Below are 10966 nucleotides of genomic sequence, written 5' to 3'. Positions count from 1 at the left end.
CCCCCCCCCACAAAACAAACCCCCCCCCCCCCCCCCCCCCCCCCCCCCCCCCACCCCCCCCCGCCCCCCCCCCCCCCCCCCCCCCCCCCCCCCCCCCCCCCCGCGGCGCCCCCGCGGCGGGGCGCCCCCCCCCCCCCCCCCCCCCCCCCCCTTCGCGTTGGCGCGCGTACGCGGCGCGGTTGCCCGCTACGCGCCGCCGCCGGCCGTTACTTGGCGGAGTCGGCAGCCTTGACCAGCGCGTCCTTGGTGACGGCGCCGACGTAGACCTTGCCGTCGTCCGTGATCAGGGCGTTGACCAGGCGGGTCGACAGGACCCGGCCCTCGCCGAACTTCCCGGTGACCTTGTCGCCGAGGGAGTTCAGGAACTGCTGGGCCTCCTTGGGGGCGTTCTTGTCCTTCTCCAGCTCCTTGAGGCCCTGGCCTGCGCCGGTGTCGATGCGGGCGACGGTGGCCCAGCCCTCGCCGAGGACCTTCACCTCGCCGTTGCCGCCGCCGGTCAGCGCGTCGAGCCCGGGGAAGGACTCCAGCGCCTTGAACTCCTTGCCGTGCTCCTCGCCCTTCTCCTCCAGGCCCTCGGTCACCTTGGCGCCCTTGGGCGGGGTGAACTTGAAGGTGTCGGCGGACGGCTTGGCGAAGTCGACCTTGGTGAAGCCCGCGTCGACGATCGGCTTGCCGCCCTGGCTGGAGAGCAGCTGGACGCGCAGCGGGACGCCGTTCTTGGCGTCGACCGCGATCTGCACCGAGCCGACCGTGGAGCCGCTCTGCTTGGGCTTGAGGACCAGCTGGTAGGCGTCGCGGCCGGCGACCTGCGCGGTGTCACCGACGCTGATGTCGGTGGTCGGGCCGGCGGTCTTGAGGATCTCCTGGGCCATCTGCTGCGGGGAGCCGGCGAGTCGGTCGGCCGTCTTGTGCTCGGTGCCCTTGCCGGCGGCCTCGGGGTTCTTCTCGTGGAAGACCTCGTTGGACTTCGAGTCGTAGCCCCAGACGTCGGCGCCGTTGTGGATGAGGCTGTACTCGTCCTTGCCGTCGAGGAAGGTGAGCTTCTGACGGTCCGGGCCGTCCGCGGCGACGCGGAAGGTGTGCGAGCCGTTCGCCAGCTGCGCGATCTTGTCCTCCGGGTTGGCCGAGCCGCCGGTGACGCCACCGCCGCCGAGGAGGCCGGAGGCGAGCGTCGGGAGGCCCAGGTCGGTGGTCAGCCGAGCCGTGCCGGAGAGCTGCTCGACGTCGGACGCGGCCACCTTCTCGATCAGCTGCTGCGCCGTGACCTTGGGAAGATCGGGTCCGCCGGCGTTGGCGAAGGCGGGGACCATCGCGACGGTCGCCGCCGCGATGCCCACCACCGCGACCGGTACGGCGTACCGTGCGGCCTTCCGCGAGGTCTTCGTGTTCGCTGCCATGTCAGTGCCCTGCCCTCTGTGTCGTCGGCGGCGACCCCCGTGTCGCCGCGCTCACCCGGTCCGGTGGGGTTCGATGTCTCCATCTGACCAAATCGGGGCTCCCGGGGCGTCAGCCCCCGGAGCCAACTCCGCGTACGACCGTGGGATGACACCGGAGGGGCCCTCCTCCCCCGACCCGTAGGGGTCGCCCGGGGGGGAAGGAACCGTTCCGCCGGTGTGGGGCGCGGGGCGCCCGGGGGCGGGACGGCGTCAGCCGGCGCGGTGGACCACCGCGTCGCACAGTTCCTCCAGTGCGGACTTCGCGAAGCACTCCGGCAGCGGGGCCAGGGTGGCCCGGGCGTCCTCCGCGTAGCGGATGGTGTCGCGGCGGGCCTGCTCCAGCGCGGGGTGGACCCGCAGCCGGGCGAGGACCTCGGCGTGGCGGGCGTCGTCCGTGAGGTCGCCGTCGAGGAGCCGGACGAGTTCCAGGTCCTCCGGGCGGCCGTCGCGCTCGGCCATCTCCCGCAGCCGCAGCACGGGCAGGGTGGGGATGCCCTCGCGCAGGTCGGTGCCGGGCGTCTTGCCGGACTCGTGCGAGTCGGAGGCGATGTCGAGGACGTCGTCGGCGAGCTGGAAGGCGGTGCCGAGCCGCTCGCCGTACTGGGTCAGGATGTCGACGACGGCCTCGTCGGCGCCGGCCATCAGCGCGCCGAACCGGCCGGAGACCGCGATCAGCGAGCCGGTCTTGCCGGCGATGACGTCGAGGTAGTGCGCGACCGGGTCGCGCCCGTCGCGCGGGCCGGCCGTCTCCAGGATCTGGCCGGTGACCAGCCGCTCGAAGGCCTCGGCCTGGATGCGTACGGCCTCCGGCCCGAGGTCGGCCAGGATGTGGGAGGCGCGGGCGAAGAGGAAGTCACCCGTCAGGACGGCGACGGAGTTGCCCCAGCGGGCGTTGGCGCTCTCCACCCCACGGCGTACGTCCGCCTCGTCCATGACGTCGTCGTGGTAGAGCGTGGCCAGGTGCGTGAGCTCCACGACCACCGCGGACGGCACGATTCCGGGGGCGTAGGGATCGCCGAAGCGGGACGCGAGCATCACCAGCAGGGGGCGGAACCGCTTGCCGCCCGCTCTCACCAGGTGCTGTGCGGCCTCGGTGATGAAGGGGACTTCGCTCTTGGTGGCTTCCAGCAGACCCGCCTCGACGGCGGCCAGTCCGGCCTGGACATCGGTCTCAAGAGCCTGGTCCCGCACGCTCAGTCCGAACGGCCCGACGACGGTCACGAGGGGTACTCCTGTCTGCTGACGATCACCTTGACGATCACATGGATTGTCGATGTGTCGCTGCCATCACTCAAGCCAGCGTATCCGGTCCGTTTTCGATCACCCAGAGCGCCTGTCCGGCCGCCACGCGCGCATCGCCCGATCCACCCCGGTATGTTCTGTGGAAGTCGAAACAACCGGAGAATCTGTTTTGTCCAGAATTACCACTGATATGGACGGGCCCGACCCGGAGGCGGACCAGCCGCCGCCCGGCGACGACCACGCCTTCCTGGGGCACCCCAGGGGGCTGGCCACCCTGTCCGGGCTGGAAGTCTGGGAGCGGTTCTCCTTCCTCGGCATGCAGGCCATCCTCGTCCTCTACTTCGCGGACACGGTCGCCAACGGCGGCCTGGGCATGGACCCCGGCAGCGCGGCCTCCGTCTCGGCGGCGTACGGGACCATGGTCTACCTCGTCTCCGTGGCCGGCGGGTGGCTCGCCGACCGGATCCTCGGTTCCTACCGCGCGGTCCTCTACGGCGGCATCCTGATCGCCTGCGGCCATTACGCCATGGCCGTGCCCACCGCCGCCATGACCTGGGTCGGACTCGGCCTGATCAGCGCGGGCACCGGACTGCTCAAGCCCAACGTGGCCAGCATGGTCGGCAAGCTGTACCGCACCGACGACCAGCGGCGCGACGCCGGATTCGCCCTCTACTACATGGCCATCAACATCGGGGCCTTCGCCGGACCGCTGATCACCGCTTGGCTCGGGGAGCGCGCGGGCTGGCACTGGGGCTTCTCCGCCGCCGCCATCGGCATGACCTTCGGGCTCGTCCAGTACGTGCTCGGACGCCGCCATCTGGCGGGACGGAAACACTCGGCCGAGTACGCCCTCGCCCCCGACGCGATGCGCGCCGCCGTGTGGAAGATCGTCGGCGGCTGTGTCGCGTTCGCCGTCATCGCCACCCTCCTGGCCGCTATCGGCTGGTTGACGATGGCCCGTTTCGTGGACCTGCTGACCCTCGTCTCGGTGATCGCGCCGGTCGTCTACTTCGCGGTCATGTTCCGCAGCCCGCGCGTCACGGCCGAGGAACGCGGACGGCTGCGCCCGTACGTGGTGCTCTTCCTGGCCTCGGTCGCCTTCAACTTCATCCTCTTCCAGGCCTACTCGACGATGATGCTGCTGGCCTCGACCAACGCCCGCACCACCATCCTCGGCTTCGACTTCCCCGCCGGCTGGTACGCCTCCGCGCTCGGCGCCTTCGAGGTGGCGCTGGCGCCCGTGGTGGCCGCCCTGTGGGTCCGCATGGGCCGCCGCCAGCCGCACGCCTCCAACAAGATCGCCATCGGGGTGATCCTGGGCGGCCTGTCCTTCCTGCTGATGGTCATCCCCACCTCGGGCCACGCCGACGAGACCTACAAGATGGCCGCCTGGTGGATCGTCGGCTCGTACCTGCTGCTGGGGCTCGGCGACGTCCTGCTGGAGACCTCCGGCATGTCGGCCACCACGAAGCTCGCCCCCAAGGCGTACGCGAGCCAGACCATGGCCCTGTGGTTCCTCTCGCTGGCCCTGGCCAACGGCATCCAGGCCCAGGTCGTCAAGCTCTACGACCAGGTGTCCCACCCCGTCTACTTCGGCGTCAACGGCGCCATCGCCGTCGCGGCGGGCCTGGTCGTGGTCGCGCTGGCGCCCTGGCTGCGCCGCACCATGCACCCCGTCCACTGAAAGGGGCCCGACCACCGATGATCATCCGTACCGAGTTCCCGTACGGGACCACCCACGAGGACGTCCGGATCCCGCTGCCGGACGGGGTGGAGCTGTACGCGCGGATCTGGCGCCCGGTGACGGACGAGCCCGTCCCCGCCCTGCTGGAGTACCTCCCCTACCGGCTCACCGACTGGACCGCGCCCCGCGACCGCCAGCGCCACCCCTGGTACGCCGGGCACGGCTACGCCTCGGTCCGCGTCGACGTGCGCGGCCACGGTTGCAGCGGCGGCCTCCCCGGCGACGAGTACGACGCGCGGGAGCTCGCCGACGGGGTCGCCGTGGTGGAGTGGCTGGCGGCGCAGCCCTGGTGCACGGGCGCGGTCGGCATGTTCGGGATCTCCTGGGGCGGCTTCAACAGCCTCCAGATCGCGGCGCTGGCCCCGCCGGCCCTGAAGGCGGTGGTCACCGTCTGCTCGACCGACGACCGGTACGACAACGACGTGCACTACATGGGCGGCTCCGTCCTGGCCGTGGACATGCACGCCTGGGCGGCGACGATGCTGGCCTTCGCCGCGCGGCCGCCGGACCCGCTCTTCGTCGGCGACGGCTGGCGCGAGCAGTGGCTGGACCGGCTCACCGCCGTCGAGCCCCTCGTCCACACCTGGTTGGCCCACCAGACCCGCGACGACTACTGGCGCCACGGCAGCGTCTGCGAGGACTACGGGGCGGTCAAGGCCGCCGTGCTGGCCGTCGGCGGCTGGCACGACCCGTACCGCGACACGGTCCTGCGGCTCGTCGAGCACCTGCCGGCCGGACGCGTACGGGGCCTGATCGGCCCCTGGTCGCACCAGTACCCGGACCGCGGGCTGCCGCCGGGCCCGGCGATCGGCTTCCTCCAGGAGACCCTGCGCTGGTGGGACCACTGGCTGCGCGGCGACGACAACGGCGTCATGGACGAACCCCTGCTGCGCGCCTGGATCAGCGACTCGCACCCGCCGGCCACCGTCTACGAACGGCTGCCGGGCCGCTGGGTGGGCGAGCGGGCCTGGCCGTCCCCGACGGTCGTCCCCGTCTCGTACGGGCTCCAGGGCCACCCCGTCGTGGTCGCGTCGCCGCAGCACACCGGGATCGACGCGGGCCGCTTCTTCCCCTTCGGCAACGACGCCGACCTGCCGCCGGACCAGCGCGAGGAGGACGCCAAGTCGGCCTGTTTCGAGTTCCCCGTCGGGGCGGGCGAGCCGGTGGAGATCCTCGGCCGGCCCTCGGTGACGCTGCGGCTGCGCATGGAGGTCCCCTACGGGCAGGTCGTGGCCCGGCTGTGCGACGTCGCCCCCGACGGCTCCTCGACGCTGGTCACCCGTGGCGCGCTGAACCTGTCGGCGCGCCACGGCCGGGACCGGGCGGCGCCGTGGACCCCGGGCGCGACCGAGGACGTCACCTTCGAGCTGAACGGCATCGGGCACGCGTTCCCGCCGGGGCACCGGATCCGGCTGGCGGTGTCGTCGGCGTACTGGCCGTGGATCTGGCCCCGGGCCGGCTCGGAGGCCGGCTGGACCCTCGACCCGGCGGGCAGCACCCTGGAACTCCCCGTCCGGCCGCCCTCCCCGCGCGCGGACGGCGGGATCGTCTTCGAGGCCCCCGAGCAGGCCGCCCCGCTGGGCGTGGCCTACCCGGACACCCTGGAGGAGCCGCGCCCGGAACGCCTCGTCGTACGGGACGTCGCGGCCGGCACCTGGCGGCTGGAGGTCGACCCCCGCTACGGGGGCACCCGGGTGTACCCGGACGGGCTGGAGTTCAGCGAGGACGCGCGGGAGGTGTACGAGATCCAGGAGTCGGACCCCCTGTCCGCCCGCACCCGCTCGGAGTGGAGCATCCGCCTGCACCGGCCGGAGTTGGGCTGGGACGCCCGGGTGGAGACCCGCTCGGAGATCTCGTGCGACGAGGGCGGCTTCCTGACGTCGAACGAGGTGGTCTGCCGGGAGGGCGACGAGGTCGTCTTCCACCGCACCTGGGAACGCCGGCTTCCGCGCGCGGCGGGCTGACGGACCGGGGCCCCGGGGGTGGCATACGCCCCGGGGCCCGACCGACGCTCAGACGGCCTTGACGCCGTCCACGAAGGTGGCGAACGCGGCGGCGGTGAAGCCGAGGATGGGGCTGTTGTCGCACTTGGAGTCCCGGACGGGGACTACACCGCGCGAGGCGACGAGGTTGGTGGCGACCTCGACGCACGCGCCGCCGTTGTCGCTGTAGGAGGACGTGAACCAGCGGGGGGATTCGGTCGTCACGACGTGCCCTTTCGTAGCCCGATGGAGCGAGGTCAGACGGCCTTGACGCCGTCCACGAACGCGGAGAACGCGGCAGCGGTGAAGCCGAGGATGGGGCCGTTGTCGCACTTGGAGTCCCGGACGGGGACGACACCCCGAGAGGCGACGAGGTTCATAGCGACCTCGACGCACTGGCCGCCGTTTTCGCTGTAGGAGGACGTGAACCAGCGGGGGGATTCGGTCGTCACGACGTGCCCTTTCGTAGCTGATCGATCATGGCCACAGATGCCGCCTGCGTGTGTGCTTCGGCCTGGAGTTGATGGTAGGCCGTCAGCATGGGCACCACCGAGTTGTTGTCCCGTTCCAGGTGGCCCCGTTGAGCGGATTCTGCGTAGGACATGATCGAGCGGTCCGGCAGCGTGAGCACGGTGACCGGCAGGCTGAGCGGACGGCGCTCCCCCATCTCGAAGGGGGCGATCTGAAGCACGGTGTTCGGCAGCTCGGCGAATTCGAGCAGACGCGTCAGCTGCCCCTTCATGAGGGCTGGTCCACCAATGGGGCGCCGCAGACAGCTCTCGTCCAACACCGCGAAAACAACGGGTGGAGGGGTACGAAGCAGAGCGGCCTGTCGCGCCGCAATCACCGCGATTCGTTCGCCCGCCTGATCCGCTGTGATGGCTCCCCTCTTGACGGTGCTCTCGGTGACGACGGTCGAGTACTCCGGCGTCTGGAGCAGTCCAGGTATGACGCCCACCTCGTACAGGCGGATCTCCACCGCCCGGCTCTCGTACCCGAGGAACTCCGGGAAGCCCTCCAGCAGTACGCCGTGCCGGATCTCGCGCCACTCGCGCTCGAACGACTTTTCGCCCTGGCCGGTGCCGAAGACCTCGTCGGCACTGCGCGAGAACCGCAAGGTCGGCACTTTCCGTCCGGTTTCGACTGCTGACACGTGCGTACTGGAGTACCCGAGCCGCCCGCCCAGGAGCTCCTGCGTCCAACCACGCTCCTCCCGCCAGCTGCGCACACGCGCCCCGAAGGCCGCCTGCGGTCCTCGCTCGGGATTCAACTCCTTGCGGTTCAAAGGCCCCTGACCGATCTTCCGTTCCGATTCGACAGGTTGAAGCCTCCCCCGGCCAGGGCCATTCTGAACCCGATCGGTAGCGACTCGGCTACGGAGAGGAACGGTGTCATGTGTGAAACACAGCCCCCTCAACCCCCGCCCCCCGGCACGCTCGTGGTGGACACCGCACAGGACGGGCGGGTCGGGGAGTTCCGCGGGGTCGCCGGCCCGTACTGGGCCCTGCGGCCTGTGCGCGGCGGCGCGGAATGGGAGGCGGAGCCGCGGCACGTGCGGCCCGCCGAGCCGATGGAGCGCATGCGCGCCGAGAACGCGCGGCGCAACGCGCGGAGCGCGAAGGGGTTGCTGTGAGCGCCCCACCGCCCGAAGGGGACGACACCGGGGCCGAGTTGCGGCGCATGGAGTCGGACCCGGCCTACCGGGCCCTGTTCCTCACGCTGCTGGACTCGGCCCTGGCCCGGCGGGACGCGGAGCGCGGCGTGTTCGCGCTCGGGGCCCTGGCGGCGGCCGAGCGGCTGCGGGGCCTGATCCTTCCCGATCCCGACCCGGCGGCCCGCCGGGCCCGCGCCGACCGGCGGACCGCGGTGGCGGTGACGGTCGGGGCGGTCGCGTGGACGTGCTGCGTGGCCGGCATCGTCGCCCGGGGGTGGCTCGCGTGAGCGACGGCCCGACGCCTCCCCCGCGCCCGGAGTGCGCCGCGTCCGGCACCCTCTCGGCGGCGCACCTGGACGCGCTGACACGCCTCCTCCCCGCGAGGGCCCTGCGGGAGGTCCTCGCGGCCGGTCCGGAGCTGCGTTGCTCCCTGGACCGGCACGCCGGCCCGCACCTGGACGTCGTCCACGACCCCGCCTCCGGCGACGCCCTGTGGGCCCGCTGGTCCGACGGCAAGGGACCCGACGCCGAACCCGACGCGATCCTCCCCCTCCCCGACTGCCCGGCGACCACCGGCCCCATCGCCTGCGCCCACCCCCTCGACCACCCCGGCGACCACAGCCGGGAACGTACGAACCGCAACCCCTGAGCCCGTCGCCGTCGGCCCGCTATCAGGCCCAGAAGGCCTCGGTGACAACGATCTGTGGTTCTGCGTGGCGACGCATGAAGGTGTAGATGAGCCAGCCTCGCCCACCCGCCAGGTCCACGATGTGCGAGCCACCCGGCCGGGTCGACGCCAGCGGGCGGACGGTCATCCAGTGCGGAAGCCCGGCATCGGCGTCGATCCCCCGGAAGTAGGGGTCCTCGGCCGTGATCAGCTCGGCGCGGGCGCTCATGATCAGCTCGACGGCTTCCGCAGGCATGCTCCGGAAGTCCTGGTCCGCCTGCTTCGTCCAGTCCATCTGCCAAGGCGGCCGCGGTGGCTCGTCGCTCACTCGCCGGGCTCCCGCTCGGCAGCTTCGTGCCGGAGGCGGCTGTATTCCTCCAGGAGGCGCATGGACTCCTCAGGATCTTCGGACACGGCGGCGCGCGCTTCGAGATCGCGCAGGTGCGCGTCGAGAACGGGGTCTCGCACGATGGCGTACTGCGTCCACCACAGACGCATGAAAGCCGGGACCGGCGTGACGCTGAAGGCGTTGCCGATCACGCGCTTCCAATGCGCCTCGAAGTCCGGGAGCAGATGCGGGGTGTGCTCCTGAATCGCCAACCGGAGCGCTTGGGGGGTGCGTTCGGGCATGGGCGGCAACCGCCGCGGCACCCCCTCGTACTCCTCGAAGTGGAGTGCATGGGCAGGCATGGTCAAAGGCTCCTCAGGTGGAGATCAGGCCGCTTCCTGCGGGGCGTCGTGCGACTGCTGCCAGCAGGTCATCTGCTCGAACCACTCGGCCGGCACCAGGTAGGCGACGGTCTTCCCCTTGCGTGTGATGGCGGCGGCTTCGCCGGCGATCCGGGTCCGATCCAGAATCTCGCCCATCCCCTTGCGAAGGTCGATGGTCGTGTACGTCTTCGTCTCCATACGCTCCACCATAGGGCAACTATCATAATTGTCATACGTGGCTGCGGTGACTTCGGAGACCACGGCCCCCGGCCCCACCCCTCACCACCCGGCGGCCACAACCGGGGGACACACGAGCCGGACGCGCAGGAGAGGACCGAAGCCGCATGAGTGCCGCGCCCCGGCCGTCGGCCACCCCGCAGCCGCCGGCCCTGCCCGAGGCGATCCGCGCCACCCTCGCCCGGGTCGCCCCTCATCTCCTCGCCGACTTCGACCGCGACCGGGCGGCCGGCACCGCCCGCGCCCGTACCGAGGTGTCAGCCGCTCCCCTGCGCACCTTCACCGAGGCATGGGCCGTCGAGGTGGCCATCGCCCGGCATCCCGAGGCCGCTGCCCGGCTTCGCGCGTTGGAGAGCCGCGCCGGAGAAGTCACCGACCTCGGCGAGGCCCGGGACATCGCCGCCGAGATCAGCCGCATCCGCCGCGCGGCCGCCGCCGAAGCGGGTATCGCCACCGCCGGCGGGTCCGCCTCGTGACCGACGCCCTCAGGCGTACAGCCGCTCCAGGACCACCGCGATGCCGTCCTCCTCGTTCGACAGGGTGACCTCGTCGGCGACGGCCAGGAGTTCGCGGTGGGAGTTGGCCATGGCGACCCCGTGGGCCGCCCACGCGAACATCGGGACGTCGTTCGGCATGTCGCCGAAGGCGATCGTGGACGAGCCCGGGATGCCGAGCACCTCGGCGGCGCGGGCGAGGCCGGCGGCCTTGTCCACGTCCAGGGGCTGGAGTTCCACGGTGTGTTCCCCGGCCATGGTGACGTTCACCAGGTCGCCGACCACCGAGCGCGCGACCCGGGTCAGCTCGTCGTCGTCGAGCCGGGGGTGCTGGAGGAGGACCTTGTTGATCGGGGCCGACCACAGGTCGCTGCGGCGGGGTACGCGGACGGTCGGCAGGTGCGGGTGCCACATCCGGTAGCCGGGCCCTATCAGCATCTCGGCGTCGAGGCCCTCCTGGTTCACCGCCGCCCAGACCTCGCCGATCTCCGCCTCGATCTTGCCGAGGGCGACCTCGGCGAGCCCGTGGTCCATGGAGACGGAGTGCAGCAGGAGCCCGCGCGCCGCGTCGTACACCTGCGCGCCCTGCCCGCACACCGCGAGCCCCTCGTAACCGAGGTCGTCCAGGACGTGTCGGACCTGGGGAACGGGCCGTCCGGTGACGACGATGTGTTGGGCGCCGGCGGCCCGGGCGGTCGCGAGGGCCTTGTGGGAGCGGGCGGAGACGGTGTCTCCGGCGCACAGCAGAGTCCCGTCCAGGTCAGTGGCGATCAAGGCATGGGGGAGGGCGGAAGTCACG

General features: G+C 71.9%; 15 protein-coding genes. 6 read left to right on the top strand and 9 right to left on the bottom strand.

What is annotated here, in order from left to right; all coding sequences use genetic code 11:
- Positions 1-206 precede the first annotated feature (206 nt).
- Together NOD94_RS08505 and NOD94_RS08500 are read right to left on the bottom strand one after the other, a co-directional pair.
- Positions 207-1397, bottom strand: a complete 1191-nt coding sequence (locus NOD94_RS08505) for a sigma-E factor regulatory protein RseB domain-containing protein (RefSeq protein ID WP_281205140.1) — start codon at positions 1395-1397, stop codon at positions 207-209.
- A gap of 249 nt (positions 1398-1646) precedes the next feature.
- A complete protein-coding gene (locus NOD94_RS08500; RefSeq protein ID WP_281205139.1) occupies positions 1647-2657 on the bottom strand; it encodes a polyprenyl synthetase family protein in 1011 nt (336 codons plus the stop codon).
- A 211-nt stretch (positions 2658-2868) separates the two neighbouring features.
- On the opposite strand from NOD94_RS08500, the gene NOD94_RS08495 reads away from it, so the two are divergent.
- Both NOD94_RS08495 and NOD94_RS08490 read left to right on the top strand, forming a co-directional pair.
- On the top strand, positions 2869-4362 hold the full coding sequence (locus NOD94_RS08495) for a peptide MFS transporter (protein ID WP_281205138.1): 1494 nt from the start codon (positions 2869-2871) through the stop codon (positions 4360-4362).
- A gap of 17 nt (positions 4363-4379) precedes the next feature.
- Complete coding sequence (locus NOD94_RS08490; RefSeq protein WP_281205137.1) at positions 4380-6386, top strand: CocE/NonD family hydrolase; 2007 nt, start codon at positions 4380-4382, stop codon at positions 6384-6386.
- A 48-nt stretch (positions 6387-6434) separates the two neighbouring features.
- Here the strand turns inward: NOD94_RS08490 and NOD94_RS08485 are convergent, their stop codons facing one another.
- From NOD94_RS08485 to NOD94_RS08475, 3 genes are read right to left on the bottom strand one after another with little or no spacing between them, the layout of a single operon-like run.
- Positions 6435-6629, bottom strand: a complete 195-nt coding sequence (locus NOD94_RS08485; RefSeq protein WP_281205136.1) for a DUF397 domain-containing protein — start codon at positions 6627-6629, stop codon at positions 6435-6437.
- A gap of 32 nt (positions 6630-6661) precedes the next feature.
- Positions 6662-6856 (bottom strand): DUF397 domain-containing protein, encoded by a 195-nt coding sequence (locus tag NOD94_RS08480; protein ID WP_281205135.1) that lies wholly within the window; start codon positions 6854-6856, stop codon positions 6662-6664.
- The gene (locus tag NOD94_RS08475) at positions 6853-7689 is read right to left on the bottom strand and encodes a helix-turn-helix transcriptional regulator (protein ID WP_281205134.1); all 837 of its coding nucleotides are present in this window, start codon (positions 7687-7689) and stop codon (positions 6853-6855) included. The genes NOD94_RS08480 and NOD94_RS08475 overlap by 4 nt, the downstream gene beginning before the upstream one ends.
- A gap of 108 nt (positions 7690-7797) precedes the next feature.
- Here NOD94_RS08475 and NOD94_RS08470 point away from each other — a divergent pair, with 108 nt between their 5' ends.
- From NOD94_RS08470 to NOD94_RS08460, 3 genes are read left to right on the top strand one after another with little or no spacing between them, the layout of a single operon-like run.
- Entirely contained in the window at positions 7798-8037 is a 240-nt protein-coding gene (locus NOD94_RS08470; protein ID WP_281205133.1) for a hypothetical protein, read from the top strand.
- On the top strand, positions 8034-8345 hold the full coding sequence (locus NOD94_RS08465) for a hypothetical protein (RefSeq protein WP_281205132.1): 312 nt from the start codon (positions 8034-8036) through the stop codon (positions 8343-8345). Before NOD94_RS08470 ends, NOD94_RS08465 begins: the two co-directional genes overlap by 4 nt.
- Entirely contained in the window at positions 8342-8707 is a 366-nt protein-coding gene (locus NOD94_RS08460; RefSeq protein WP_281205131.1) for a hypothetical protein, read from the top strand. The genes NOD94_RS08465 and NOD94_RS08460 overlap by 4 nt, the downstream gene beginning before the upstream one ends.
- Before the next feature lie 22 nt (positions 8708-8729).
- Here the strand turns inward: NOD94_RS08460 and NOD94_RS08455 are convergent, their stop codons facing one another.
- From NOD94_RS08455 to NOD94_RS08445, 3 genes are read right to left on the bottom strand one after another with little or no spacing between them, the layout of a single operon-like run.
- On the bottom strand, positions 8730-9020 hold the full coding sequence (locus NOD94_RS08455) for a hypothetical protein (protein WP_281205130.1): 291 nt from the start codon (positions 9018-9020) through the stop codon (positions 8730-8732).
- 29 nt (positions 9021-9049) lie between these two features.
- Complete coding sequence (locus tag NOD94_RS08450; protein WP_281205129.1) at positions 9050-9415, bottom strand: hypothetical protein; 366 nt, start codon at positions 9413-9415, stop codon at positions 9050-9052.
- Between the two features lie 24 nt (positions 9416-9439).
- Complete coding sequence (locus tag NOD94_RS08445) at positions 9440-9634, bottom strand: type II toxin-antitoxin system Phd/YefM family antitoxin (RefSeq protein ID WP_281205128.1); 195 nt, start codon at positions 9632-9634, stop codon at positions 9440-9442.
- A gap of 146 nt (positions 9635-9780) precedes the next feature.
- Between NOD94_RS08445 and NOD94_RS08440 the strand changes: the two genes are divergently transcribed.
- Complete coding sequence (locus NOD94_RS08440; RefSeq protein WP_281205127.1) at positions 9781-10149, top strand: hypothetical protein; 369 nt, start codon at positions 9781-9783, stop codon at positions 10147-10149.
- Positions 10150-10158: 9 nt separating this feature from the next.
- On the opposite strand, the gene NOD94_RS08435 is transcribed toward NOD94_RS08440, so the two are convergent.
- Positions 10159-10965, bottom strand: coding sequence for an HAD family hydrolase (locus NOD94_RS08435; RefSeq protein ID WP_281205126.1), 807 nt, complete (start codon positions 10963-10965; stop codon positions 10159-10161).
- Between the last annotated feature and the right edge of the window lies 1 nt (position 10966).

The sequence above is a fragment of the Streptomyces sp. Isolate_45 genome (assembly GCF_024721315.2).
In the GTDB taxonomy this organism is placed as follows: domain Bacteria; phylum Actinomycetota; class Actinomycetes; order Streptomycetales; family Streptomycetaceae; genus Streptomyces.
Note: the sequence above shows the minus strand (reverse complement) of the source record. Positions and strands in the feature narration are given on the sequence as shown.

Coding starts and splice junctions, on each gene's coding strand:
- NOD94_RS08470 (WP_281205133.1), top strand. CDS start 7,798: ATGTGTGAAACACAGCCCCCTCAACCCCCGCCCCCCGGCACGCTCGTG.
- NOD94_RS08505 (WP_281205140.1), bottom strand. CDS start 1,397: ATGGCAGCGAACACGAAGACCTCGCGGAAGGCCGCACGGTACGCCGTA.
- NOD94_RS08445 (WP_281205128.1), bottom strand. CDS start 9,634: ATGGAGACGAAGACGTACACGACCATCGACCTTCGCAAGGGGATGGGC.
- NOD94_RS08450 (WP_281205129.1), bottom strand. CDS start 9,415: ATGCCTGCCCATGCACTCCACTTCGAGGAGTACGAGGGGGTGCCGCGG.
- NOD94_RS08440 (WP_281205127.1), top strand. CDS start 9,781: ATGAGTGCCGCGCCCCGGCCGTCGGCCACCCCGCAGCCGCCGGCCCTG.
- NOD94_RS08495 (WP_281205138.1), top strand. CDS start 2,869: ATGGACGGGCCCGACCCGGAGGCGGACCAGCCGCCGCCCGGCGACGAC.
- NOD94_RS08490 (WP_281205137.1), top strand. CDS start 4,380: ATGATCATCCGTACCGAGTTCCCGTACGGGACCACCCACGAGGACGTC.
- NOD94_RS08455 (WP_281205130.1), bottom strand. CDS start 9,020: ATGGACTGGACGAAGCAGGCGGACCAGGACTTCCGGAGCATGCCTGCG.